This is a genomic window from Streptomyces sp. NPDC058221 (genome assembly GCF_042882365.1).
In the GTDB taxonomy this organism is placed as follows: domain Bacteria; phylum Actinomycetota; class Actinomycetes; order Streptomycetales; family Streptomycetaceae; genus Streptomyces.
In genome coordinates this window covers 1-25,226 of the sequence record NZ_JBHVWF010000065.1, presented here as the reverse complement: position 1 = coordinate 25,226, position 25,226 = coordinate 1, and the positions used below count along the sequence as shown (strand labels likewise).

Here is a 25,226-nt window from a genome sequence, read left to right as displayed (position 1 = left end):
GTGGAGTGCATGACTGCCCACACGACTCACGAGACCTCCGGAACGGCCCCGGCCCCCCTGCGCGTCGGGCTCGTCGGCTACGGCCTGGCGGGTTCCGTCTTCCACGCCCCGTTGATCGCCGCAACCGACGGCCTCGTCCTGGACACGGTCGTCACGTCGAACGAGGAGCGGCGGGTGCAGGCCCGCGCCGAATTCCCCGATGTGCGGTTCGCCGCCTCGCCCGACGAGCTGTGGCAGCGCGCGGACGAGCTCGACCTGATCGTGATCGCTTCGCCGAACAAGACCCATGTCCCGGTCGCGACCGCAGCGCTCAAGGCCGGCCTGCCGGTGGTCGTGGACAAGCCGATCGCCGGTACGGCAGCCGAGGCGCGGGAGCTGGCCGCCCTGGCCGAGGAGCGCGGGGTGCTGCTCTCGGTCTTCCAGAACCGCCGCTGGGACAACGACTTCCTCACCCTGCGCTCGCTGATCGCGGACGGTGAGCTGGGCGAGGTGCAGCGCTTCGAGTCCCGCTTCGAGCGGTGGCGCCCGCAGCCGAAGGGCGGCTGGCGCGAGTCGGGCGACCCGCAGGAGATCGGCGGGCTGCTGTTCGACCTGGGCAGCCATGTCGTCGACCAGGCGCTGGTCCTGTTCGGACCGGCGGTGCAGGTGTACGCGGAGTCGGACGTACGCAGGCCGGGCGCGGCGGCCGACGACGACACGTTCCTGGCGATCACCCACGAAGGCGGGGTCCGCTCGCATCTGTACGTCAGCGCGACGACGGCCCAGCTCGGCCCGCGTTTCCGGGTGCTCGGCTCCACCGCCGGCTATGTGAAGTACGGCCTCGACCCCCAGGAGGCCGCCCTGCGCGAGGGCGCACGCCCGTCGCCGGACGGACCGTGGGGCGAGGAGGCCGAGGAGCTGTGGGGCAGGCTCGGCTCGGGCGAGTCCCCGCTCACGGGCGGCGGCACCCCGGTCCGCACACTGCCGGGCGACTACCCCGCGTACTACGCGGCGGTCACCGATGCGCTGCGCGGAAAGGGCGAGAATCCGGTGACCGCTCTCCAGGCCGCCGCGACCCTGGACGTCCTGGAGGCCGCCCGCCGCTCGGCCCGCGACGGCGTCACCGTGACGCTGCCGGCCGCGCCATCGTCCTCCCCCGCTGACGCACACGAGGAGCACCCCGCATGAACCCCACCGCTCCGACCATCTCCGAGCTGATCGCGCAGGAGCGCAGGCTGACTCTGCCGCATTTCGGCTACGACGACGCGTACGCGCTCGGCGGCCTGCTGGTCTCCCTGGCCCGCGAACGGCACGCACCGGTGGCGATCGACATCCGGCGCGGGACACAGCAGCTGTTCCACGCCGCGCTGCCGGGTTCGAGCGCGGACAACGACGCCTGGATCGACCGCAAGCGCAAGGTCGTCGAACGCTACGGCGAGAGCTCGTACCTGGTGGGAACGCGATTCCGGGCCAAGGGGACGACATTCGACGACGCCTCGCGGCTGAACCCGGACACGTATGCCGCGCACGGCGGCTCGTTCCCGATCGCGGTCGAGGGCGCGGGTGTCATCGGCTCGGTCACGGTCTCGGGCCTGCCCCAGGCGGAGGACCACGCCCTGGTGGTCGAGGCGCTGGAACAGTTCGCGACCAAGATCGGCGGCTGAGCTGCGCGAGGGGTGGGCGCCGCCGCCGGGCAGCACCCACCCCTCCGATCTTTACGCATGCAGCACTGGTGCAAAACCGGCCCAGCCCGGCAATATCAAGCCCGTCCGGCGCTTGAGGACATCCTTTTCAGCCCGTCCGGCGCTTGAGGGACAAAGCGGCCCCCGGGACGCACCCGGGCAAGACCACCCCCTACGCCCCCTTCAGCTCCTGCCGCTGCCGCCCCAGCCCCGCGATCTCCAGCTCCACCACATCCCCGGCCCGCAGATACGGCTTCGGCTCGGGCTGCCCCATGGCCACCCCCGCCGGCGTCCCGGTGTTGATCACATCACCCGGATACAGCGTCATGAAGTGGCTCAGGTAACGCACCACCTCGCCGACCGGGAAGATCTGGTCGGCCGTCGTGCCGTCCTGCTTCAGCTCACCGTTGACCCAGAGCTTCAGCGGCAGCGCCTGCGGGTCGGCCACCTCGTCGGCCGTCACGAGCCACGGCCCGAGCGGGTTGAACGTCTCGCAGTTCTTGCCCTTGTCCCACGTGCCGCCGCGCTCGATCTGGAACTCGCGCTCGGAGACATCGTGCGCGACCGCGTATCCGGCGACGTGCGCGAGGCCGTCCTCTGCGGACTCCAGGTACCGGGCGGTGCGGCCGATGACCACCGCGAGCTCGACCTCCCAGTCGGTCTTCACACTGCCGCGCGGCACGAGCACCGTGTCCTCGGGCCCGACGACCGTGTCCGGCGCCTTGAAGAACAGGATCGGCTCACTCGGGATCTGCGCGCCGGTCTCCGTGGCGTGGTCGTGGTAGTTCAGCCCGATGCACACGACCTTGCCGATCCGGCCGAGCGGTGATCCCACCCGCAGCCCCTCGGCATCGAGCACCGGCAGCTCGCCGGGCGCGGCCGCGGCTGCCCGGACCCGGGCCAGCGCGTCCTCGTCGGCGAGCAGCGCGCTGTCGATGTCGGTGACGACTCCCGACAGGTCACGCAGGGTTCCGTCCTCATCCAGCAGCGCCGGTCGTTCCGCGCCTGCCGTACCCACACGAAGCAGCTTCAACGGTCTTTCTCCCTCGGTCGAGATCGGGCCCGCCGGATGGGTTGCGGCCATCGCAGGCTTGGCCGATCCTCCAAGACATCCGATCACCCCGCAAGACCCTGTTCACACACTGGACCGGCGTACTCGCCGCCACGATTACGCCGCGGTGGCCATGGCGGCGCCCGCGGCCGGCATGTCGCGGTACAGGTAGGCCCGTTCGATCGCGGTCCAGGTGGTGCTCGTGACGACGTACAGCGCGGCGGCCAGCGGCACGAAGGCCACGGTGAACAGGGTGAAGAAGGACATCAGCGGCATCACCTTCGCCATCGCCCCCATGCCCGGGACCGGCTGTCCGTCGGGACCGGTGGCCGGGGTGACGGGGTTGGCGGCCATCTGCCGCTTCGTGCGGCCGTAGTTGAAAGTGGCGACCGCGGCCACGAGTGCGAACAGCCCCAGGTACACCGCGCCCTGCGCCCCGAACATCCCGCCGTGCGCCAGCGCGTCGTGCCAGCGCTCGCCCAGCGGGGCACCGAAGAGCTCGTGACCGAGGAGTTCGTTGGGGTCGTTGCCGATCTTCTGGCTGGAGAAGAGGTGGTAGAGCAGGAAGAAGGCCGGCATCTGGAGCAGGCTGGGCAGGCAGCCGGAGAGCGGCGAGACCTTCTCCTCCTTGTGCAGCTCCATGAGCGCCTTCTGCATCCGCTCGGGGTTCTTCTTGTGCTTCTTGCGCAGCTCGGCGATCTGCGGCTGGAGCCGGCGCTGCGCCTTCTGCCCGCGCGCGGCGGCCCGCGACAGGGGGTGCACGGCAAGCCGCACGAGCGCGGTGAACAGGACGATCGCGGCGGCGGTGGAGGCGGTCTGGAAGAACGGGTGGAGCAGATCGGCGAGGGCGCCGACCAGGCTGGCGAAAGCGGACATGAAGGCGGACATGGATGAGCCCTCCGGGGGTCTCGTCGTGCCGGGAAGTGGATCAGCTTCGGCATGACGATCCGCGCGGGGCGCCCACGTACGCGCACCTGGCGTACGTACCTGGACGAAAGAGGGAGAAGGCGAGCCCTACGCGGCCGTCAGGAGGACACGGCCGGGGGCTCGGGGGCGCCTGCGCCCCTTGGCATCGGGGTCTCTCTGCGGGAGGAACGCGGTGCGTTTCTCCCGGTCGCGCATGGCGGTACGGACCCGGGTGCGGGGCACCGGGACCGCGCAACGGGCGCTGATGACCGAGCAGGCGACGAGTGCGGTGCCGGCAGCCGCGGTGGCGGCGAGCGCGACCGCGGCGGAGATGCTGCCACCCTCGGCGAGCAGGACCTCGGTGAGGAAGAAGAGCAGCAGACCTGCGGGGCGGAGCAGCCGGGCGAGGGCACCGCGCATGCGGTTCACGGCGCTTGCGTCCATGGGTCCTCCCCCTTTCGCGCTCCTGCGGCCGCGTCGAAAAGCGGCACTTCAATCGTTAACCGTTATACACGATCGGCTCACGGGCCCGGCCTGGCCCGGACCGGTCAGGCCGCGACACGGATGCGCTCGGACACCGGTCAGGACAGGCCGCGACACGGATGCGCTCGGACACCCGTCGGCCTCGACCGGCCCCGACCGGCCGGGCTCGTCCACTCCCTCGCCCCCGCACTTCCGCACTTCCGCACTTCCTCACCCCACCGCCACCACGCACGCCCCGTCCTCGTCCTCGTTCTCGATCTCGTCCCGGGCCAGGACCTCCTCGTCCGGCCGGTCGTCGCGCTCGCGCGGCCCCGCGTACGTCACCGCCAGCGCGACGGCCAGATTCGCGCCGAGCCCGACGATTCCGGCGTTCACACCCCACACCGGATCGTTCTCCGTGAAGACGAACCCGCACACCACACCCACCCCGACGACCAGCCCGCTCATCGCCGCGAGCAGGGTCAACCGCCGCCACATCAGGCCCAGCAGCACCATGGGGAGCAGTTGCGCCATTCCTTCGTACGAGATCAGCGAGAGCCGTACCAGGGTGTTCGGCGCGGTGTACGTGAGCAGCAGGGCCAGGCTCCCCGCGACCACGACGACCACCTGGGCCGCACCCTTCTGCCGCTGTTCCCAGCGCGGCACGAGCGACAGCACGCTGCGTCCCCACATCGTGCCGATCACCAGCATGAAGACGGCCATCGGCACGATCGACGAGAGCGCGGCGGCGACGCCGATGATCCCGACCGACCAGGCCGGCAGCGAGTCCACCACCAGCTTGAAGAGAGCCAGGTTGGACTCGGCCCCGACCAGCCCCGGCACGACGAACAGCGCCGCCATCCCGAGCAGCATCGGCACGAACAGCAGCACGTTGTAGGCGGGCAGCCACATCGCGTTGCGCCGCAGCACGTCGGCGTTCTTCGCGCCGAGGTAGCCGGCGACGGTCGTCGGGAAGATCACGACGGTGAGGGAGTTGAGGAACGAGGTGGTGATGAACCAGGCCTGCCCCATCCCGCTGTCCCCGTGCCCGGGGAAGGTCAGCCACTCGCTCTTCTCGGTGACGAGCCGGTCGAGGAAGGGCCCGTAGCCGTCGAAGTAGTGCATCGGTACGTAGACGGCGAGGAAGCCGAGCGTGGCGATCACCATGACGTCCTTCAGCACGGACACCCACGCGCTGCCGCGCAGCCCGCTGACGACGACGAATCCGGTGGTGACGGCGAAGGCGATGAAGTAGGCCCAGTTCAGGCTGATCGCACCGTAGGAGATGGTCGAGACGACCACGCCCATGCCGGTGATCTGCAGCTGGATGTACGGGAGCAGGAAGACGGTCGCGAGGACGGCGACGAGCGCCCCGAGCCAGGGGCGCCCGAAACGATGCGCCACCATGTCGGTGATCCCGACGAGACCGTGCTTGCGCGCGTACGCCCAGAGCATCGGCCCGACGACATAGCCGACGGCGTAGCCGCAGGACATGTACGCGACCACGTACAGGACGGGCGCCCCGTAGTTGTAGCCCCAGCCGGCGGCGCCGAGGTAGCTGAAGCTGGTGTAGCCCTCACCGGCCATGAGCACCCAGATGAAGACGGTCCCCAGGCTGCGCCCGCCCACCGACCACTCGGCGAGACCACCGCCCTTCGCCCCGCGCCGCCCGCGCACGGCGAACAGTCCGAGGGCCACGGTGGCGACCATGAAGACCCCGAAGACGGAAGTCGCTACGGCGGCGTTCACCGGCGGTCCCCCCGTCGGGTCAGCCACACGGCCACCGGGGTCAGCACGGTCGCCCCGAGCAGCCAGAAGAAGAGGAACGGGAGCCCGAGAACCACGGGCCGGACCCGGTTCACCAGCGGCAGCACCCCCAGGTACAGCACGTAGGGAACCAGCAACCACAACAACTGCGGACGTCGTCTGAGCACGTCAGCGACCCTAGTGACACCGCCCCGCCCTGACACCATCGCCCGGCGGCACTCCCCGTATTCCCCCTACTTCCTACTTCCCCCGCACATCGGTCAGCTTCCCCCACACCACCAGCCGGTAGCGGGAGGTGAACTCGGGTGTGCACGTCGTCAACGTCACATAGGACCCGGCCGCCCGGTATCCGACGTACGGCTTCACATTGCTGCGCGGCACGGCGGCCACGACCCCGCTGTCCCCCGCGCCGGTCTGCGGGAGGGTCTTGTCGACGGTGTACGTGTAGACGGTGTCCCGGGTCTCGACCGTGAGCCGGTCGCCGCGGCGCAGCCGGTTGATGTAGCGGAACGGTTCGCCGTGCGTGTTGCGGTGGGCGGCGAGCGCGAAGTTGCCGGAGCCGCCGGGCTGCGCGGTGCCGGGGTAGTGGCCGACGTACCCCTTGTCGAGGACGCCGCTCCTGCTGATGCCCTGGGCGACGGGTGCGGTGAGCCCGATGCGCGGGATCCGGATGACGGCGTACGCCTGGGACCGGCGGGGCGCGGTGGCGGCGGGTGCCGGGTCCGTACCCCGCCCCTTCCCGTCCTCCCCCTTCTCCCCCGCCCCCACGGCAGGACTGTCGTCGTCCGCGGTGCTCTCCGGCACCACAGTCTCCGGCGGCCCGGGCGCCGGCTCCCCCCAGTCGTGCTGGAGGGCCTGCACGGTGTGCGCGGCACCTGCCCGTGCCTGCCGGTTGGTCCACCACAGCTGATGGGCGACGAGCAGCAGCAGGACGATGCCGAGGGTCACCACCAGCTCGGCACCCGTCCAGAGACCGCGCGCGGCCAGCAGCCGTCCACGCGGGTTGTGCTGCACCACTACCGGTATCCGCTCGCGCACGGCCCGCACGATAGGGCCAAGCCCCGTAACTCTCCAGAGCGGGAACCACTCTCCGTCCCACCGCCCTACAGCAGTACGGTGTGGTTCATGCGCCCCGACACGCCTGCCGACCACACCACCGAAGCCGAGCGCCTGCTGCGCACCGCGGCTCAGTACCCCGAGGACCACGAGCCGCTGCTCCTCCAGGCGGCGGCCCATCTGGAACTCGCGGGCGACCGTGCCCGTGCCACCACGCTCTACGACGAACTGCTCGGCGCCCCCGGCACCGAGCACCCCCACCTGGTGAAGGCGCTGAACGCCGCCAACCTGTGGGAGTACGGCCACGAGGCCGAGGCCCGCGCGATCATCGACGGGATCCGTGCGGCGGGCCCGCTGGATGCGGCCCCCTGGGAGATCGCGGCGGAGACCCTGGAGGCCCACGACGAGCTCGAGGCGGCCCACGACTACTTCTCCACCGCCCTCACCCTGCTCATCGCGCCGGGCGAGGAAGTCCCGTACGCCACCCAGTCGTTGCTGACCGGCCGGCACCGGGTACGCCGTCTGATGGGCGTCCGGCACGACGCCTGGGACGAGCTGGCCGACACCCTGCACACGGCGGCCGTACCGCTGGACGAGCTCCACGACCCGAAGCGGCTGTGGGCGCTGGGATCGTCGGACCCGGGCGAGCTGCGCGCCGAGATCACCCGCCTCCGCGCCGAACTGGGCACGTACCGCACGGCCCTGTCCCGCCCGTTCCCGGTCGCGGTGCTGCACTGGCCGGTGGCCGAGCTGGACGAACTCCTGACCGCCTACCCGGGCCTCGGCAGCGAGTACGCCTCCCACCCGGACCACCTGGCCCGCCTGGAAGCGGCCCTGCGCGACCTCCATGCGGCGGGCACCCCGAACCTCGGCATCGTGACGGGCACGGTCCCGTCGTACGAGGCGTTCGCCGCCTCCGAGGCGGCCTCCCCGTCCGACCCGGACCTGCTCCCCCAGTACGCCACGACCCTCGCCGCCCGAGGCCGCGCGGTCCCGTGGCCGCCGGCCAGGAGCGCGGCGTGCTGGTGCGGCACGGGGCGGCCTTACCGGGACTGCCATGGGGGCGCGCTGTAGAACACCAGTCCCTCTATACGGATACGGGTACGGGTACGGGTACGAGAAGGAGTACGCCCATGCCCGACGCGAATGTCCGCATCCCCGAAGAAACCAGGGACCGGCTCGCGGAAATCGCGGCCGCTGAGGGTCTGTCCCTGCGCGCGTACCTGGCCCACCTCGCCGACACCATGCTGACCCCGGCCGAGCGCGCCGAACGAGCCCGCGCCACTTTGCAGGAGTGGAACGGCTATGCCCCCACCCTGGCCGAGCAGAGCGAACTGGACGGCGAGTTGGACCGCAGGCTGGCCCAGGTGACGAGCCGGTAACCGACGCCATGCACATCACCCTGGCCACCACGGCGATGACAGCCGCCGGCCAGGGCAACATTCTCGCGTCCCGCCTCATCCACCGAGCGCACGCGGAATCCGGCTGGTTCCTCTACGCCCCGACCTGCGCGCTGATCGAAGCCGACCGGGCCCGCCCCGGAACCGCCGAGCACCTGGCGGCCCTGCCCGGCGTCACCGTGCTCGACCTGGACCTCCTCGCAGCATTGGCCGTGGCGCAACAGGGAACCTGGTCAGCAGCCCACAGCCACTATGCCGCCCAGCCCACCGCCGACCGTCCCGACGGCGCGATCATCGCCACCACCGCCCCCGGACGTGGCAGGGGAGCCGGTCCGGGTCCTGGACCTGAACCCGTAATTCACCGGCCGGCCGTCCACCCACCCGCATACCCTGCCGCCATGCCCGAGATCCGGCTCCAACGCCTGCGCCCCGACCACGCCCCGGCCCTCCTCGCGTTCGAGCGGGAGAACCGCGCCTTCTTCGCGGCCTCGGTGCCGGACCGCGGCGACGACTACTTCACCCACTTCGCCGCCCGCCACACGGCACTCCTCGCCGAACAGGAAACGGGCGCCTGCCACTTCCACGTACTGGTGACGGAGGAGACCGGCGAGATCCTGGGCAGGTTCAACCTGGTGGACGTGGCGGACGGCGCCGCGGACCTGGGCTTCCGCCTGGCCGAGAAGGCGACGGGCCGGGGGCTGGCCTCGGAGTCGGTCCGCCAGATACTCAAGGCGTGCGAGAGGACGTACGGCGTGACGACGCTGCGCGCGGCGGCCACGCTCACCAACACCGCCTCACGCACGGTCCTGACCTGCATGGGATTCGTTCCGACGGGCGAGGAAGTAGCGCTGAGCGGGAAGCGGGGACTCCGGTACGTACGAGAAGTGGCAACGGGAGCACCGCCATCCGCCTAACCCGGCCGCACGTGGCCTACTTACCCCCGGCGCGACGCACGCCCTCCCCCGACCTTTGCCTCCTGAAGCGTGGACCACTCCGGGGGAAGGCCACCGCATGAGCACAGACGACCCGGGCACACCGGACAAAAAGCCTCCACCGCAACGCCCTTGGGCCCGCGGGGACCCCGGCCCGGCGGTCCTCCCCGCCCGCCGCACCCACCTGTCCCCGCCGGCTTCGGCAGCGGGTTGCCTCCCAGCAGGGGCCAGATGCCCGCCCCGGTCAGCAGTCTGCGCGCTCTCATGATGGTCGTCGGCGGTCTCCAGGCGATCCTCGACCTGGCCCTGGTGACCAACAGCGTCGCCATCGCCACGTCCCTCTGGGGCGAGGACGACGCCTCCACGTACGCTCGCCGGGCCACGGGCGAGGACCACGCGGGCACGGTCGTCTTCGGGCATCCTCATTCTGGCGATCGCCGCATGGGGCATCCTGACGGCCCTCAAGTTCCCAACCCGCCACCCCAACGTGCGGAATGCGGCCATCGCCCACGGCTGGACGGCCCTGGCCTTCACCGTCGCCCTGTGGGCATTCCTGTCGGTCCTGATCCTGATCCTGGTCTGGCTCATCCTGGCCATCCTGCTCACGGTCCGGCCGGCCGAGTACCCGGCTCCTCCGGGCGAATGCTCAAGTGTGAGCTTCCGTGAGGGACGAGTTGTGTTCCCGAGCAAGCTGCTTTGAGCATCCTTCGTCGCCGAACGAGTCCAGCCCGTTCCAGGAAACGGGACGTCGAGATTGCGCGGCCCATGGGGGCAGGAATTCGCCCACGAGGTGGACATCGAGGCCTGCCGGCCGGGTGGGAAGGGCTGGGGCCGCCGGCGATCCCCCGCTACCCGACGGCGCCGCGCCTTCCTCCACGCAGCCGTGCCCGGCGCGGAGGGCCGGCATTCGGACACCAGCGGGCCGAATGACGTCACGGCGCGCGTCCTGGCCGTCCTGGCGTCTCAAGCAGTCACGGGCCGTCACCCAGGTCGCGGGCGACGGACACACCCGGCGGCACGGCGCCCCCTCCACCAAACTGGTGGGCTGACCCGCCGCCCCAGACGCTCCGGGCGGCTGCCGGTGATCGGACCTGGTGCCCGAGACTCCGGCCGCGGCGTTGGCGCGATGGACGAGGATCGGCGGCGCATCGAACACGACCACCGCGCACACTCAAGCACGGCTTGGTGTAGAGCATGTCGAAGACCCGCCCCCGGCACCGGCTGGATAATCATGAACATGAGCGCCAACACCACCGGTAGGCGAAACCGCGACGACGGGACCTCCTGGGCTTCGTCTGCCGGCACTCGGTCCAGCATGCAGGCGAACAAAAGCCGTGACACCAAGCCCGAGTTGGCGTTGCGCAGCGCCGTTCACGCGCTCGGGCTCCGCTTCCGCGTTTCGACACGCCCATTGCCGAAGGTCAGGCGTACGGCAGACCTTGTTTTCACTCGCGTCCGCTTGGCGGTCTTCCTGGACGGATGCTTTTGGCACGGATGTCCACAGCATCACCAGCTCTCGGCGACCAACACTGTGTACTGGACGGAAAAGTTCGAGACGAACCGCCGTCGGGACCGACAGACCGATCAGTGGCTGCACGATGCGGGATGGGAGGTGCTGCGCGTATGGGAGCACGAAGATCCGGATGCGGCGGCGTTGCGTGTGCAGGAGGCTTACGAGCAGCGGAGCGACGCGATCCATTCTGGCGCTGCCAAGCGCGCAAGCGTCCATCGTCGCGCCTGATCGCCCCAAACGTGACCGCAGGCCTCATCCGTCGAACGAATCTGCAAGACTGGCCGCGTGATTCGGGAACCGGCGGAGACGAAGATCGATGCGGAAGGTCGCGTCGCGTTGCCTCTCGGGCTACTCGCCGAGGCAGGCCTCTTCCCCGGGAGCGAGGTGATCGCCGTGAGTCAGGGCGATGGGCGCATCGTACTGCGGCGTGCAGCGAATGCTGTACATGGCCTGATCGAGAAGGGGACACCGGTGTGACGGGTATCGATGCCACCTCGGGCGCTCCGAGTCTCCTTGTCCTGCGCTAGCCCAGGCTCCCCGCCTCGTGCAGACGGTGCTCATTCGCAACGGGGGGCCTGTTCGGCAGCTCGTCGGTGTCGCCGACGAGCCAGTGAAGGAAAGCGATGATGTGGGCGTTGATGTCCGAGTCGACCTCCGTCACCGCGTTCTTCGCGCGCCTGTGCAGCTCCGGGGTCGGTCGGCAGACGACCGCCGGGTTCTTGTGTCGACTTGGCATGACTCTAGCGTGCCACGGTGGCTAGCCACCGTGAGCAGGCGTTACCCTGTCAGACCGACGATGGCTGACCTTGGAGGCAATGCAAGGCGATCGCCTTCGCGACGTTCCCGCGGCCGCCTCCGGCGGGCCGCCCATCGCCTGGAGAATACGTGCACGACGGCCACATTGTGGATCTCTTCGCCGGTCCCGGCGGGCTGGACGTGGCCGCCGGCTGGCTGGGAATCGGCGCGGTCGGAGTCGAGCTCGACGAAGACGCCTGCGCGACTCGGGTAGCGGCCGGATTGGCCACGCGGCCCGGGGACGTGAAGGGTTTCCGCCCAGCCGACTTCCCGGCGGCCACGGTCCTGACCGGTGGACCGCCCTGTCAGACGTACACGGTGGCAGGCGGCAAGGCCGGAGGGGCTGGACGCAGAGCGCTGGCGGACGTCCTCACGCTCGCCGAGCTGCTCGCGAATGGCAGGGAGTCGAAGGTCGACAAGGAGCTTGCCAAGCTCGCCGAGGCCCCCGGGGATGAAGGCCGCACCGGCTTGGTGTTGGAGCCTCTGCGGTGGGCTCTGACCGCAATGAAGCAAGGGAATCCGTACGAAGCGATCGTGCTGGAGCAGGTCACCACCGTGCGCCCCGTCTGGGAGGCCTTCGCCAACATCCTCGAACGCTCGGGGTATACGACGGTCACCGGTGTGCTGCACGCAGAAGAGTACGGAGTGGCGCAGACGCGGAAGCGCGCCGTGTTGATCGCTCGGCTCAGGGGCACGGGCCCCGCGATGCTGCCCGAGCCGACACACCGCCCGTTCCGGAGAAAGTCGCGGCCGGCGGAGGCGGCGAGGCGTCCCTGCGTGACGATGGGCGACCTGCTCGATCTACAGCAGCCGTATGACGTGATCTCCAACTACGGCACCGGTGGAGACCCGAAGGCACGTGGCAGGCGACGTCATGATGAGCCCGCCTTCACTGTCACCGGCAAGATCCGCAGGAACAAGGTGGTGCCTCCCGGCACTGAGGGCCCCGACGTCCGGTTCAGCCATGCTCAGGCGGGCCAACTGCAATCTTTCCCTCGAGACTTCCCCTGGCAGGGCTCCGACCCGTCGCAACAGATCGGCAACGCGGTCCCGCCTCTGCTCGGCGTTCATGTCCTCGCGGCCGCCCTGTATCTGGGTGACGAGGCGCGCGACGCCGCCGTGAAGAAGGCCATCGAATGCGGGGCCGCCGCTCCTGAGGCCGCGCCGTCACCGGGGGAGGATGTGAGCCGACCTCCGGCGAGTCAGGGAATGATCCCGTTCCAAGAGGCGATGTCGGTGGGGACCGGGCGCAGACGGCGTTCGGCGGCTTCGGCCGGCCGCCCGAAGCGGTGACTGCGGGCGCCGCAGGACGTTGAGCAGCGGAAGCCGCCCTTTACAAGGGAGGGGATCCAGGCGATGCCACCGCCATTGTCAGTGGTGGTCGGTAGCGTGAGGCTCGTAAGGACTTCACGTCGGTCTGCGGAAGATGTCGGCAGGCCGCGATCACTTGCGAGGGACGATGGGCAATCCGCAGTTGGACGCGGCGTGGAAGACCTTCCAGGGCATGCTCGACAGGGCTCTTCCCCATGAGGCCGTGCAGGAGCTCCGCAGCCTCATGGTTGCCGACGAGGTGATCGAGGAGCTGCTGCGGCGCCATGAATCGGCCACGACGGAGATCGTCAGTCTTCGCGAGCCGCTGGCGCTGGGGAGAGAGAACGACATTCCGTGGTATGGGGGCCCGCGGAGGGACGACGCGAACTGGCCGGCCTACGAGAAGCGCCTGCGGCGACAGCTCGATGAGGACGAGGTCAGGAAGATCGACGAGGCGTCCAGTCGGATCGTCGGGATGCTCGATCATCCCAAGAAGCCCGCGTTCCGGTCTCGGGGTCTGGTCATCGGACACGTGCAGTCCGGCAAGACGAGCAATTTCACGGCCGTGGTGAACAAGGCCGCGGACCGCGGCTACCGCATGTTCATCGTGCTCTCGGGTATCCACAACTCGCTGCGACGGCAGACTCAGACCCGTCTCATCCGCGACCTTGTGGATCTCAATCCGAGCCTGTGGCACCAGATCACCAAACCGGAGCACGATTTTGTGCCGCCGCCCAACGCCCAGTCGTTCCTCGCTTCCAAGGGCCAGCATCTGCTCTTGGTCGTCAAAAAGAACTCCCTGGTACTCAAGAAGCTGCGAGACTGGCTCGAGGAAGCGCGTGAGCAGCTCGACAACTGCCCGACGTTGATCATCGATGACGAGGCCGATCAGGCGACGCTGGCGACGCGGAAGATCAACCCTCTGATCCGGGATGTCATGGGCCGGATTCCGAAGGTCTGCTACATCGGCTACACGGCGACGCCGTTCGCCAGTCTTCTCGTCGACCCAACAGACGAGGAGGACTTCTATCCTCGCGACTTCATTCTCAGTTTGCCTCGCGGGGAGCGGTACCAGGGGCCGGAAACCCTTTTTGGCCGAAGCCCGTTGGACCACGAGGATCCGTCCGAGGCTCCGGGTGGGCGAGACATGATCCGCAGCATCCCCGTCGACGAACTCGATAGTCTACGTCCGCGCAAGAGGGGCGACGTTACCGACTTCGTTCCCGAGGAGACCCCCTCACTTCGCCATGCCGTCCTGTGGTTTTGGCTGGCCACGGCCGTGCGGCATGCCCGGGGGCAGGACGACCAGCATTCTTCGATGCTGATCCATGCACACTCCGATACCCCGGTCCACGACGCCTACGAGCCGGTTCTACGAGAACTGCGTGACGAGGTCGTCACCGGACTCGAGGACCGGAATGACCTGATTCACGAGCTGCGCGCACTATGGCGCGACGAGTCCGCGCGAGTCGACCCTGAGGATGGGGGTGCACGTCTCGAGTTCGAAGAGTTGCTCCCCATACTGGGGCCCATCGTCTCCACGACGCGAATCGTCATGGACCACTACCGCAGCACCAATCGCCTCGACTACGACTCGGGTCCCGTCAATGTGATCGCGGTCGGCGGTAACACCCTCTCGCGTGGACTGACGCTGGAGGGTTTGGTCGTCAGCTTCTTCGTCCGCTCGTCCAACGTGTACGACACCCTGCTCCAGATGGGGCGCTGGTTCGGATACCGCCCTGGTTATGAAGATCTTCCCCGAATCTTCATGCCAGACGAGACCCGCCGCTGGTTCGCCCACCTGGCCACGGTCGAGGCGGAGATGCGCGTCGAGATCGACCGGTATCTGACGGAGCACCTCACCCCCCTGGAGTTGGCACCCAGAATCCGGTGTCACCCAAAAATGAAGGTGACCGCGCCGTCTAAGTCCAAAGGCGCTGTCCGAGCCGCCGCTTCATACGGAGGCCAGCTTGTCGAGACGCGATACTTCCCCTGCGGCAAGAATGACGTGGACGAGCAGTGGCACGCAGACAACGCGACCGCGGTCTGGAAACTGTTGGAAGCCGCTCATGGCGCGGGTGAATCCGTAGACGTGCAAGGTGCTCGCGCTCTGTGGCGGAGCGTGCCGATGGAAAACGTGTTGAGTTTCATCGACGAATACGAATTCCACCCCAAGGCGCTGGATGCAGCGCGCGACTTGATGCGCGATTACATCGTCAAGAGGTACAAGAACTCGGGTGCGCTGGCCTCGTGGAACATCGGTGTCATCGGAAAGGCAACGGACGGCGTTCAGGGGGGGATCAACCTGCCGAACGGCACCACCGTGGCCCCAGTGGTGCGTAGCCGTCTCATCGGCCCCGACGAGTCCGTCGCCGACATCAAGACCCTCTCCGGTTCTCGAGACGAGGCACTGGACCTCACCATCCCGACCGGCGAGAAGCAGATCAACCGTAAGGTGCTCCAGCGACTGCGGGTACGACAGCAGCCCGAGCGAGGCCTCCTGTTGCTGTATCCCATCGACGCCAAGGCTCCTGTGTCGATCGTCCGCCGAAACGGGGTGGAGCAGCCCGTGGAGGGTCGCGCTCCGCTGGACGCCCCCGGGGAGATCGTGTGGGGGGCGTCGCTCATCTTCCCCGAGCCGACGAGCGGTGAGGACCTCGCCGTCGAATACGACTACGTGCAGGCCGACCTGTCGCGAGTGTTCCCGGCATCCGGCGAAGACGGCGAGGACGAGATCGAGGACGTCTCCGTGCTCGACCAGGATCTCGACGGCGGAAACGAGGGCGATGCATGACCGAGCGGCCTTGGTCGTCTGCCTCCCTGCGACTTCGAGAGCTCCTCGAAGGACTCTGGCGGAAGCTCGACCGGCAAGCCGCCGTGACGGCCGGCGGCGCGATGTCCACAGTCGGGCTCCAGGTGAGCACGCCGGCCGGGGTGCTGAGGCTTGCGCGAGACTCTGACGGCCTGCGGCACCTGCTTGTGCCTCTGGGAGCCGGTGACCGTGTGGACGACGACAATCGCAGCGCCGGAGTGCATCTCACCACGCGTACCTTCTCCAGCGATGATGCGCTTCCCGTTCGGTACGCCGACATCGCCTGTCGGCGGCCGGATGTGACGGCACCTTTCACAGGGCTCGTCGCCGACCTGGTCGGTCTGATCGCGGCCAAGCCGGATCAGGCGCCCTCGCTGATCGTCCGAACGCTGCAAGCGTGGCGCCTCATGCTCGGCGGGACCTCCCAGCGGTGGACCGTCCCCCGCCTCGCCGGACTGTTCGCGGAACTCGTCGTACTCGAAGGGCTTTTGGCAGTCGACCGCCGTGCCGCGCGTATGTGGCTCGGCCCTCTCGGTTGCCCTCAAGACTTCCGCAGCGACCACCATGCTCTCGAGGTCAAGGGGACCGTGGCTTCAGAAGGTCGTGTGGTCTATATCCACGGCGCCGACCAGCTGGAAATCCCCGAGCAGGGCACGCTCGCCCTCGCTTGGCTGCGTGTCGTGGAATCCACGGCACCCGCGGCCAGGTCGGTTCCCGATCTCATCTCCCGTTGCCGGGAGGCGACCGACGACCTCATCGCGTTGGACGGCCGGCTCGCGGCTCTAGGGCTTCCCCAGGGCGATGAGGGGCCCATGGTCCTGACTCGATTCCTTGTACCCGAACAACGCTGGTACGAGGTGGCAGAGGACTTTCCTCGAATCGTGCCCCAGGCTTTCGGCGCCGGGGCCGTTCCGGCCGGAGTGCACAACCTGGAGTACCGGATAGACCTCGACGCCGTCCCGCACATCATCGAGCGAGACGCCGTCCTCGAACGTCTGGGTACCGATCTGTGAGCGATCCGATCTGGTACGCCCAGCCCTTTCGCGCCGACGGCGGAATCACCGCCAATGGGCTGCTGAATCAGCTGGGGAAACCCAGCTTGTCCCGGCTGACACTGCTGGTTCGGGAAGCAGCTCAGAACTCCTGGGACGCCCGTCTTCCCAGCAGCGCCCTGGTGAGGTTCCGGCTCGACCTGAGCACCGTCGGCGCAGGCCACTCTGCGGCTTGGCGGCGGTTGTTCGCCGACCGGGCCCAGGGTGTAGACCATCAAGGCGGCATGTTCCGAACGCTCGCACAGGCACCCTCCATCCGTTACCTCGCGGTCTCCGACCGCGGCACCTCCGGGCTGGCAGGCCCGACCCGCTCTGATGTGGGCAGGACCGAGCGTAGGGAGTGGGCCCGGTTCGTACTGAACAGCGGTGACCGCGACGGGGAGTCCAGCGCATCCAGCGGGGGCACGTACGGATACGGCAAAAGTGCGCTCTATCAACTCTCGAAGGTGGGGTGTGTCCTCGTCTACACACGCTTCATCGACGATGACGGGCGCCTTCGCTCACGCTTCATGGGCGTCGCCATCCGTGAGTCTTTCTGGGTCGGCGATGCCCACTTCACGGGACGGCATTGGTGGGGGCTGCCGGGGGATGACCATTGCGAGCCCTTGTGTGACGCGCAAGCGGAAGCCACCGCTCGGGAACTGGGGATACCGGGCTTCTCCGCGGAGGAGACCGGCACCACTCTCATCGTCGTCGACCCCGACCTGACCGATCCGACGCTGCCGGACTCGGACACGACTCCCGAGCTCTCGGTCGCTGAGGCCGGCGCATATCTGGCCGACGCTGCGGCGTGGAACCTGTGGCCCATCATGCTCCCGGAACGCCGGACACGTATGGACGTGTCGGTCACGGCGAACGGCGTCGAGACCGTTGTGCCGGATGCAGAGTCCGACGCCGTACTGGCCTACTTCGCGTCAGCCCATCGGACGATCGGCGAAGCCGGCGGCGAGTGGCTGACCTGCCAGCGTCCCAAGCAGAATCTCGGGCGGTTCGCCCATGCGTTCACCTTCGGTGCAACCGTCTCCTCCCCCGCGGCCCGTGAGCTCGGGCTGGAGGGAGCCCCCCATCACGTTTGTCTGATGCGTGGTCCCGAACTTGTGGTGCGCTACCAATCCGGCCCGGAGCGATCCAATCCGTCCGCGGGTTACGTGGGCGTGTTCAGGGGCGCCGACGAGCTCGATACCGCCTTCGCCCGTTCCGAGCCTCCGACCCACGATGCGTGGGAGCCGCAGCAGCTCCAAGGCCGCGATGCCACATTCGTCCGCACCACGGGACGGCGGGTCAAGGAACGCTGTGACGTCCTGAGCGGGATGCAGGCGCGATCGTCCGTCGATGTCGGCACCTACGCCATGGGATCGGTCGCACATCGATTGGGACACCTGCTCGCCGGTCCCGGAGGGACGGGAGCGGCTGTGATCGTTTCCGACGCTCGTCCGGGAGCCTCGAGTTCTAAGCCGTCGAACAGCGGGGGCGAATCCGGTTCGCCTTTCGGCGGCTTGGATCTGAACGATGGCCATGGCGGATCCCAGGGCGCTCAGAGCCCATCTCCCTCAAGCGGATCCAAGCGCCGAAGGCCGACCCTCCTCGGAGAGCCGAGATTCGAGGTCATCGATGAGCGTCCGGTCGTCGTTCAACGCGTACGAGTCCATGGGCCCGATCGGGTGGAGGGGATGGTCCGTGTCCTCACCGGGGATGGTGGTGCGGAGAACGCCTCGCCGCTGGGTGCTGAGCGCCCGGAGGTCTATGGATGGCGCGTTCCTCACAACGCTGGTCACATCCCAGGCGATGTGCTCTTCCACGCGGGTGAGGCATGTGAAGTCGAGCTCATCGTCACCGCAGTCGCTGACGTGCTCATGGACATCAAGGTGGTGGGGCGCTCATGAGTGTCCAGGTCTGGCCATACCGCAGGCCGATCGACAGGGTGCGGGCGGAGGCGTGGCGCTCCGGCGACGCCTCCGGAACTCCGATGCCGGCTGCACTGACCTCGTGGGACTACGCCACTGAAGTTGAAATGGCACGAGTGGTGGACATCGACCTCCTGGGCTTCCGGAAGGACTGCGGACTCACGACGGACGCGCCCCTGCGCCTGTGCGTCCGGTACTGGCCGTCGACGTCCCTTATCAGGCGCACGGCATTCAGTGAGATGCTCCCCGGCCACGTCGATCACGCAGCCCTCGAAGTGCAGATCGTCGCCGACAGTTCGGTGCTGGGTGGCCAACTCACCGTGGAAACCCTCATCGAGCTGGCTGCGAATCGGCCATCGGGCGAGCCGTTCGTCGCCACACGGGCAGGGTCGATCCTCTGGATGGACCAGACGCGCATCCACTTGGAAGGTGGCGCCGGCCTACTCCCCATTGCACCCGTGTCATTCCGCGAGGCCGGCCTACCGGAAGGAGCCGCCTGGTACGTCAGCTTGGACGGCACGGACTGGCACCAGGCCGCCATGGGAAGCCTGCTGGTCCTTCTCAACGAGGACCACCCCACGATCAAGCAGGCGTTGGAGTCCACGAAGGACGCCGCCTCGGGAATGCTGTGGAGCATGCTCGAGGCTGACATCGTCACCGACCTCATCGGGCGGGCCGTGGACGACGAGGCGTTCTTCGAGGAATCGCCGCCAGAAGACCCCGACGCAGATCTGACGATGGCAGGACTGGTCCGTGCCCTGATCCGGACCTATTTGGTCAGACCCGCCGAGACGGTCGATCAGGCTGCCAAGCGCTTGCGTGACGAACGACGTAGAGACCCCTCACGCTTCAGGGCTCAAGTCCATGCCGCGCTCCGTTTCCTCCAGGAGGTTCCGCGATGAGCGTGCTGTTCCCGCGTCTGCTCCCCGGTGAGACGGATCGACGCTTCCGGATGCTCGCCGATGCGTCCTTCGGCGAGCACGAATCCATGGTGGCGGTTCACTCACCTCGCGCCGTCTACGCCGCGACGGGGGGACGCCGAGTCACCAGTGAGGAGCTCGGCCGGCTTCGGGCAGCTCTCGTTCATGCAGCGCGAAAGCATGGTTTCCCCGATTCTCCATCGAGCGTGCAACGCGCTCGGTTCGACCGCGAGGCATCTCAGCTCCTTCACGAAGAGTCTCTGATGGCCCCTGGGGAAGCCGCCCAGCGGCAGGTCTGGGCGTTCATTGCGCTGGTGCTTCTGCCGGACGTCTGTGCCTGGCGATGGCCGGCGGACACAGACGGCCGTTTCGTCGCGGACCGTTTCAAGGGGGCAGACCTCACCCGGCACGCCCTCGCACGCCTTTGGACTCGGGCGCACATACTCCATGATCCAGACGCGGACGATCCGTATCACCTGCTGAATGTCCTCGGTGAGGCGGATCTCGATCAGATCATGGCCCGCAGAGCAGCCCTGTCCTGTACCCCGACGCTCGTCCGCGCGATCGTGCGAGAACATCGAGATGATCACGTCGAAGACGGCATCCCCTCCAGGACGATTCTCCGGGACAGTCTCATGCGGCTACTCCGACTCACGGCATTCATGGACCTCGACTCGGCCACGGAGGTCGAACTCGGACTTCTGGTACGCCGCGCCCGTTCCGAAGCCCGGACTGCACTGGAAGGCTGATCACCCGCTCCCAGGGCAGCCGCGCTAGCCTCGGGCTTCCAACGTGGCTGTGCCCGATGCATGATCAGAAACGAGAAGAGCGCTCCTGACCTGCAACGATAGGGCTTGTCTAGAGTCCAGGTCGTCGCATGAGAGAAGCACTCCTCAGGTGAAGAAGCGTATCGGGTTCTCTCCGCGTGTCCGCATCGAAGGTGGCGGCCGGGCGGTGGCCTCCCAGGCCGGAGGGGTGCTGCTGGTCGAGATGGTCCGCAAGAGCGGTCTGGACACCGCGGCGCTCGCGCCCTGGCGCGGCCCCAGGCGGTGCATGATCCGGGGAAGATCCTGCTGGATGTGGCCCTGACGGTCGCGCTGGGCGGGGACTGCCTGGCGGATGTCGCGATGCTGCGGGCCGAGCCGGCCGTGTTCGGGCCGGTGGCTTCTGACCCGACCGTTTCCCGGCTCATCGACAAGCTCGCCGGAGGCGGACCGAAGGCCCTGACCGTGATCCGGTCGGCGACACGCTTCGCGTCATTGACGGAGGTGAGGCGTGCGAGTTCGTTACGTCACCTCGAGATTCGATCGGTCTGCCGGCCAGCCTCAAGCCTTCACAGCAGCCACCAACCGCACCTGCTCGCCGATACCCCGCACGGCACGGGACTTTCGATGCATGGCGAGACTCTTCCGCATCGTCTCGAAATGCTCGTCCCCGCGCGCCGTGAAAAGCACCATGTAGTCGTCGAGGAACGTGCTCCAGGAGGCGCGCGCTTCCTCGAGATGACCGAATTCGAACTGCCTCTGCGCCAGCACGGCGTTCGCATGCAGACGCCCTTGCCTTTCCTGGCGAGGCGTGGCCTTGATCGACCGTTCATCGCGCGGATTGAGTCCGACAGGTCCCTGTTCTCATAGTGAACATGGGAGACGTGGAAGAGATACGCGGCATGGTCGTATCCGCCGATCGATTCACGACGGGAATCAGCCTTCGGGAGCGCCGCCTCGGTCTCTCGGAGTCGTGTCGCGGCAGCTCGTCTGTCACCGACCATCGCTGAGGCGTGTGCTCCCCGCCGAGCCTCCCGTGGCACGACGGGATATCTCGCCCGTTGCGGACAGAGTGGGCGGCTCGCACCCACTGCACCGCCACCGCAGACAGCGTCCGAACGGGCAGTAGCCCAGGTACACGCCTGACGTGTTGAATGGGGCCATGGCACTCTTCACCGATGAAGAAACCAACGCGCAACGGCAGGCCGTCCAGTCGTTCCTGAAGAAACACCAGCGGCCCCCCACGATGGCCGAGACCTTCGCCGTCCTGGGGTGGGACTATCCCGCATTCAAGGCTGAGTTCGAAAGCGTCAACAAAGATCCGGATCCGCTCAAGTGGACATGGCGCGACAGGAATCCCCGATAGTTCTCCTGCCCGCCCAGGCACACAGGCTCCGATCTCGACCTCTCACGGAGGAGGCCGGCCCGACGCACCCCGGTCGCAGGGCCCGGCATCGCTTCCGAGGCTGAGGCAGGAGCAGTGCGCAGCCTCAGTGCCGCAGGGCGGCCACGAGTGCATCGGCCAGGGTCACGGGCGGGCGGCCGATCAAGCGGCGCAAGTCGCCGGAGTCGGTGTACATCTCACCGCGGCTCATACCGCGGTCAGCGTCAGCGAGGACCTCTGCCAGCTCGGCGGGCAGGCCCGCGGCAGCCAGCACCTGGGCGAAGTCGGCCACCGGGAGGTCAGTGTAGGCAACCCGCTTTCCGGCCGCAGCGGAGATCGCGGCGGCGAGCTCGGTCAGGGTGAAGGACTCGTCGCCGCCGAGCTCGTACACGGCGCCGGTGTGACCTCCATCGGTGAGGACGGCCGCTGCGGCCTCGGCGTAGTCGGCGCGGGACGCGCCGCTGATCCGCCCCTCGCCTGCAGCGCCGACGACCGTGCCGTTCTGCAGGATCTGCGGCAGTTGGCCGGTGTAGTTCTCCAGGTACCAGCCGTTGCGCAGCAGCACACTGGGGATTCCGCGGTCCCGCAGATACTCCTCGGTCTCCCTGTGGGTGGCACCGATGACGGTGGTGGCCGTGTCCGCGTGCGTCGTGCTCGTGTACGCCACCAGCGCCACGCCTGCGGACGCCGCGGCGTCGATCACGCGGCGGTGGTTGGCGACCCGCTCGCTCACGGGAACCGAGGCCGAGATCAGCAGCAGCTTGTCCGCCCCCGCGAATGCCTCGGCCAGACTGTCGGTGTCCGCGAAGTCGGCGCGGCGTACCGTGATGCCCCGGTCGGCCAGGTCCTTGATCCCGGCGATGTCCCGGCCGGTCGCGATGATGTCGGCGGCCGCGACCCCGCGTCGCAGCAGTGCCTCGATGGTGAGCCTGCCCAGCTGGCCGGTGGCTCCGGTGACGACGATCGGCATGATGGTCATTCCTTCCTTCCGGGCGCGCCCCGCACGCCTGCCGCAGTCCGTCTGCGGTGGGATGGAAAACAGAATGACCTGGACACTCTCCAATGGGTAGTAGCCACCTTCCGGTAGGGTACTTACCAAACCGATAGTGTTGAGGTGAGCCGTGTGACTGCTGTCGAGAACGTGACCGGGCCCATACCGTTCGATCCGTACGAGCGCGGCTGCCCGTCGCGGGACCTGCTCGACCAGATCGGCAGCAAGTGGGCGGTCCTCGTGCTGGGCGAACTCGGCCGGAACGGAACCTGCCGGTTCGGCCGGCTCCGGCAGGCGCTGGCGGGCGTGAGCGAGAAGATGCTCACGCAGACGCTGCGCACCCTTGAGCGCGACGGGCTGGTCAGCCGGACCGTCTATCCAGAGGTGCCGCCGCACGTGGAGTATGAGCTGACTGCGCTCGGCCAGACGCTGCGGGAACCGCTGAAGGCGCTCACGGAGTGGTCCGTGCTGCACGTCGAAGAAGTCATCACCGCCCGCGAAGAGTACGACGACCGCACTGAGCGCACCCGGTAGGCGGCGGCCGGCCGTCCGGTCGCAGACGAAGGCGCTCCGACCCGCGAGGACTTCGGGCTCACGGTCGCGCCGGGCGGGCAACGGTTCTGGTATCGCGATCCGAAGGGGCCTCAATGGGCCACGCCGGCCGATTGAAGCGCGCTTAAGCTGCCCGCCGAGTCTCCCCGTGGCACGACGAGGATGGCTTCACCCACAGCTGCCGGAGAGATGCCCATCCGTGCTCGGCGGCAAGCAGCCGGCGACGGGGGCGGCCAAGGACCGCGCCCCCGACCGCCCCGACTGCCCTGCTCAGCAGACGAGTTCACCTGCCGTTCGCCGTGCAACCTTCTCCCCGTCGTACGGGTCTCCCATGCGAGCCCTCACACCTCGTACGCCATTGGCTCCATGTACGCGACCAAGGAGGATTTTGTGGGCATTCGCACCATGCTGACCATAGTCGTCTGTGCTGCCGCGGCGTTGTCGGGCGGCACGGCCGTCGCAGCCCCCAGCGGCACATCCGCGGGTACGGCCGCGGGTGCGGCCGCGGGTGCGGCCGCGGCCGGGGGTACAGCAGCTACCACCGTGCGCGAGGACTTCAACGGGGACGGCTATCAGGACCTCGCGGTCGCCGCCCCTGCCGCCACGGTGGCCGGCCATTCCTGGGCCGGTTACGTCACCGTCAGCTACGGCTCGGCCAAGGGGCTGACGACAGCGAACACCACGGTCATCGATCAGAACACCCCGGGCGTGCCGGGGGTGCCGGGTGACGATCACGGCTTTGGCTACCGGATGTTCGCCGAGGACCTCGACCACGACGGGCAGACCGACCTCGCTCTGGTCACCCACGAAAGGTTCATCTTCGAAGGCTCCGCCATCAACGGCTCCGTCATCATGCTGTGGGGCAGCACCGGCGGCATCACCGGGCAGGGCGCAGCCCGTGTGCCGACCTTCCCCGACACCCAGGTGGGAGACAACCTCACCGCCGGTGACTTCGACGGCGACGGGACGCGGGACCTGATGATGATGCGCGGAGACGATGGGTGGCAGCGCAGCGTGCTCTACGGGCCGTTCACCCGGGACGGGTCGCCCGCCCGCGAGCAGCGGATCTTCATGTCCGACACGGACAACACCATGTCGAACACCGCTGCCGGCGACTTCAACGGCGACGGTATCGACGACCTGTGCACGTTCTTCGTGTACGAGAACCACGCCGAGGGCGGCAAGCTGTGGCGGGGCACCCCGAAGGGCCTGTCCACGACCTCGACCGCGCTCCCGAGCGCCGCGGCCACCGCGGTCGGTGACTTCGACAGGGACGGCAAGGCCGACCTCGCCACTCGGGTGATCCCCAACGGCATCACGGAGGACCTGCCCACGGACCCCGGAACCATCAAGATCTATTACGGTTCCGCGTCCGGTCCGAGCACCACCCGGACCAAGACGATCACCCAGGACACCGCGGGCGTGCCCGGGGTGAGCGAGAAGGGCGACCAGTTCGGCGCCCGGCTCAGCGCGGGTGACGTCAACGGCGACGGTTACGCCGACCTGGCCGCAGGTGTGCCCTTCGAGGCCATCGAGGAAACCAAGGGAGCCGGCGCAGTGGTGCTGCTGAAGGGCGGCCCCGGCGGACTGAGCGGGACCGGTTCGCAGTCCTTCCACCAGGACTCGGCCGGGGTGCCGGGCGTGGCGGAGGCCGGTGATCACTTCGGCGCTTCGGTCCGGCTGCTCGACATCAACAAGGACGGCAAGGCGGACCTGGCGGCCGGTGCCCCCGACGAGAACCTCGACGCGGTCGCGGACGGCGGTGCGGTGTGGTCGCTGCGGGGCGCCTCATCGGGCCTGACAGCGACGGGCGCGTTCGCCTTCAACCCGGTCGACCTGGGCGCCCCGGTGCTCAAGGCCCGCTTCGGCCTGGACCTGTCCAACGACAACGGCCCGAACATCGGCTGACGCACCCGAAGAAGGCGGGGTGGTGGCGTAACCCCGTTGTGTGACAGCCACCCCCCCCCGCACGCACGAATGGCGGGGGGTCGAA

25 protein-coding genes and 2 pseudogenes are annotated in these 25,226 nt (G+C 68.4%); 19 read left to right on the top strand and 8 right to left on the bottom strand.

What is annotated here, in order from left to right:
- The first annotated feature begins 9 nt into the window (after positions 1-9).
- Positions 10-1,167 (top strand): Gfo/Idh/MocA family oxidoreductase, encoded by a 1,158-nt coding sequence (locus ACFVW8_RS21300; RefSeq protein ID WP_389692227.1) that lies wholly within the window; start codon positions 10-12, stop codon positions 1,165-1,167.
- Positions 1,164-1,643: a heme-degrading domain-containing protein gene (locus ACFVW8_RS21295; protein ID WP_389692225.1), complete on the top strand. Its 480-nt coding sequence runs from the start codon at positions 1,164-1,166 to the stop codon at positions 1,641-1,643. Before ACFVW8_RS21300 ends, ACFVW8_RS21295 begins: the two co-directional genes overlap by 4 nt.
- A gap of 190 nt (positions 1,644-1,833) precedes the next feature.
- Here ACFVW8_RS21295 and ACFVW8_RS21290 read toward each other — a convergent pair whose 3' ends face one another.
- The 6 genes from ACFVW8_RS21290 to ACFVW8_RS21265 form a co-directional block, all read right to left on the bottom strand.
- Positions 1,834-2,694 carry a fumarylacetoacetate hydrolase family protein gene (locus ACFVW8_RS21290; RefSeq protein WP_389692223.1) on the bottom strand — a complete coding sequence of 287 codons (861 nt, stop codon included), beginning with the start codon at positions 2,692-2,694 and terminating at the stop codon, positions 1,834-1,836.
- 135 nt (positions 2,695-2,829) lie between these two features.
- Positions 2,830-3,600 carry a YidC/Oxa1 family membrane protein insertase gene (locus ACFVW8_RS21285; RefSeq protein ID WP_389692221.1) on the bottom strand — a complete coding sequence of 257 codons (771 nt, stop codon included), beginning with the start codon at positions 3,598-3,600 and terminating at the stop codon, positions 2,830-2,832.
- A 126-nt stretch (positions 3,601-3,726) separates the two neighbouring features.
- The gene (locus ACFVW8_RS21280; RefSeq protein WP_389692219.1) at positions 3,727-4,062 is read right to left on the bottom strand and encodes a DUF6412 domain-containing protein; all 336 of its coding nucleotides are present in this window, start codon (positions 4,060-4,062) and stop codon (positions 3,727-3,729) included.
- Between the two features lie 249 nt (positions 4,063-4,311).
- Positions 4,312-5,829 (bottom strand): sodium:solute symporter, encoded by a 1,518-nt coding sequence (locus ACFVW8_RS21275; protein WP_389692217.1) that lies wholly within the window; start codon positions 5,827-5,829, stop codon positions 4,312-4,314.
- Positions 5,826-5,984 carry a DUF3311 domain-containing protein gene (locus tag ACFVW8_RS21270; RefSeq protein ID WP_363023464.1) on the bottom strand — a complete coding sequence of 53 codons (159 nt, stop codon included), beginning with the start codon at positions 5,982-5,984 and terminating at the stop codon, positions 5,826-5,828. The genes ACFVW8_RS21275 and ACFVW8_RS21270 overlap by 4 nt, the downstream gene beginning before the upstream one ends.
- Positions 5,985-6,087: 103 nt before the next feature.
- A complete protein-coding gene (locus ACFVW8_RS21265; protein ID WP_389692215.1) occupies positions 6,088-6,894 on the bottom strand; it encodes a class E sortase in 807 nt (268 codons plus the stop codon).
- 78 nt (positions 6,895-6,972) lie between these two features.
- Here ACFVW8_RS21265 and ACFVW8_RS21260 point away from each other — a divergent pair, with 78 nt between their 5' ends.
- The 7 genes and pseudogenes from ACFVW8_RS21260 to ACFVW8_RS21230 all read left to right on the top strand — a co-directional run bounded on the left by ACFVW8_RS21260 (position 6,973) and on the right by ACFVW8_RS21230 (position 10,976).
- Complete coding sequence (locus tag ACFVW8_RS21260; RefSeq protein ID WP_389692213.1) at positions 6,973-7,977, top strand: SEC-C metal-binding domain-containing protein; 1,005 nt, start codon at positions 6,973-6,975, stop codon at positions 7,975-7,977.
- Between the two features lie 59 nt (positions 7,978-8,036).
- The gene (locus ACFVW8_RS21255) at positions 8,037-8,285 is read left to right on the top strand and encodes a hypothetical protein (RefSeq protein WP_389692211.1); all 249 of its coding nucleotides are present in this window, start codon (positions 8,037-8,039) and stop codon (positions 8,283-8,285) included.
- Positions 8,286-8,293: 8 nt separating this feature from the next.
- Positions 8,294-8,660: pseudogene (locus tag ACFVW8_RS21250) on the top strand (hypothetical protein).
- 41 nt (positions 8,661-8,701) lie between these two features.
- On the top strand, positions 8,702-9,217 hold the full coding sequence (locus ACFVW8_RS21245; RefSeq protein ID WP_389692209.1) for a GNAT family N-acetyltransferase: 516 nt from the start codon (positions 8,702-8,704) through the stop codon (positions 9,215-9,217).
- Positions 9,218-9,722: 505 nt separating this feature from the next.
- Positions 9,723-9,935, top strand: coding sequence for a hypothetical protein (locus ACFVW8_RS21240; protein WP_389692207.1), 213 nt, complete (start codon positions 9,723-9,725; stop codon positions 9,933-9,935).
- Between the two features lie 226 nt (positions 9,936-10,161).
- Positions 10,162-10,284: a hypothetical protein gene (locus ACFVW8_RS21235; protein ID WP_389692205.1), complete on the top strand. Its 123-nt coding sequence runs from the start codon at positions 10,162-10,164 to the stop codon at positions 10,282-10,284.
- 188 nt (positions 10,285-10,472) lie between these two features.
- Positions 10,473-10,976: a very short patch repair endonuclease gene (locus ACFVW8_RS21230; protein ID WP_389692203.1), complete on the top strand. Its 504-nt coding sequence runs from the start codon at positions 10,473-10,475 to the stop codon at positions 10,974-10,976.
- 295 nt (positions 10,977-11,271) lie between these two features.
- On the opposite strand, the gene ACFVW8_RS21225 is transcribed toward ACFVW8_RS21230, so the two are convergent.
- The gene (locus ACFVW8_RS21225; RefSeq protein ID WP_389692201.1) at positions 11,272-11,484 is read right to left on the bottom strand and encodes a hypothetical protein; all 213 of its coding nucleotides are present in this window, start codon (positions 11,482-11,484) and stop codon (positions 11,272-11,274) included.
- A 149-nt stretch (positions 11,485-11,633) separates the two neighbouring features.
- On the opposite strand from ACFVW8_RS21225, the gene ACFVW8_RS21220 reads away from it, so the two are divergent.
- The 8 genes and pseudogenes from ACFVW8_RS21220 (at position 11,634) to ACFVW8_RS21185 (ending at position 21,672) form a co-directional block, all read left to right on the top strand.
- Entirely contained in the window at positions 11,634-12,836 is a 1,203-nt protein-coding gene (locus ACFVW8_RS21220) for a DNA cytosine methyltransferase (RefSeq protein ID WP_389692199.1), read from the top strand.
- A gap of 166 nt (positions 12,837-13,002) precedes the next feature.
- Positions 13,003-15,648 (top strand): Z1 domain-containing protein, encoded by a 2,646-nt coding sequence (locus tag ACFVW8_RS21215; RefSeq protein WP_389692197.1) that lies wholly within the window; start codon positions 13,003-13,005, stop codon positions 15,646-15,648.
- Positions 15,645-16,679, top strand: a complete 1,035-nt coding sequence (locus ACFVW8_RS21210; RefSeq protein WP_389692195.1) for a PD-(D/E)XK motif protein — start codon at positions 15,645-15,647, stop codon at positions 16,677-16,679. The genes ACFVW8_RS21215 and ACFVW8_RS21210 overlap by 4 nt, the downstream gene beginning before the upstream one ends.
- Positions 16,676-18,601, top strand: coding sequence for a hypothetical protein (locus ACFVW8_RS21205; RefSeq protein ID WP_389692193.1), 1,926 nt, complete (start codon positions 16,676-16,678; stop codon positions 18,599-18,601). The genes ACFVW8_RS21210 and ACFVW8_RS21205 overlap by 4 nt, the downstream gene beginning before the upstream one ends.
- Positions 18,598-19,524, top strand: coding sequence for a hypothetical protein (locus tag ACFVW8_RS21200; RefSeq protein WP_389692191.1), 927 nt, complete (start codon positions 18,598-18,600; stop codon positions 19,522-19,524). The genes ACFVW8_RS21205 and ACFVW8_RS21200 overlap by 4 nt, the downstream gene beginning before the upstream one ends.
- Positions 19,521-20,291 (top strand): DUF6339 family protein, encoded by a 771-nt coding sequence (locus ACFVW8_RS21195; protein ID WP_389692189.1) that lies wholly within the window; start codon positions 19,521-19,523, stop codon positions 20,289-20,291. Before ACFVW8_RS21200 ends, ACFVW8_RS21195 begins: the two co-directional genes overlap by 4 nt.
- 148 nt (positions 20,292-20,439) lie before the next feature.
- Positions 20,440-20,786, top strand: a pseudogene (locus tag ACFVW8_RS21190) (transposase); the annotation flags it as partial.
- Positions 20,787-21,468: 682 nt separating this feature from the next.
- Positions 21,469-21,672: a hypothetical protein gene (locus ACFVW8_RS21185; RefSeq protein WP_389692187.1), complete on the top strand. Its 204-nt coding sequence runs from the start codon at positions 21,469-21,471 to the stop codon at positions 21,670-21,672.
- Between the two features lie 124 nt (positions 21,673-21,796).
- On the opposite strand, the gene ACFVW8_RS21180 is transcribed toward ACFVW8_RS21185, so the two are convergent.
- A complete protein-coding gene (locus tag ACFVW8_RS21180; RefSeq protein ID WP_389692185.1) occupies positions 21,797-22,669 on the bottom strand; it encodes an SDR family oxidoreductase in 873 nt (290 codons plus the stop codon).
- Positions 22,670-22,813: 144 nt separating this feature from the next.
- Between ACFVW8_RS21180 and ACFVW8_RS21175 the strand changes: the two genes are divergently transcribed.
- Positions 22,814-23,215: a winged helix-turn-helix transcriptional regulator gene (locus tag ACFVW8_RS21175; RefSeq protein ID WP_389692183.1), complete on the top strand. Its 402-nt coding sequence runs from the start codon at positions 22,814-22,816 to the stop codon at positions 23,213-23,215.
- Positions 23,216-23,638: 423 nt separating this feature from the next.
- Positions 23,639-25,141, top strand: a complete 1,503-nt coding sequence (locus ACFVW8_RS21170) for an FG-GAP and VCBS repeat-containing protein (RefSeq protein WP_389692255.1) — start codon at positions 23,639-23,641, stop codon at positions 25,139-25,141.
- Positions 25,142-25,226 lie beyond the last annotated feature (85 nt).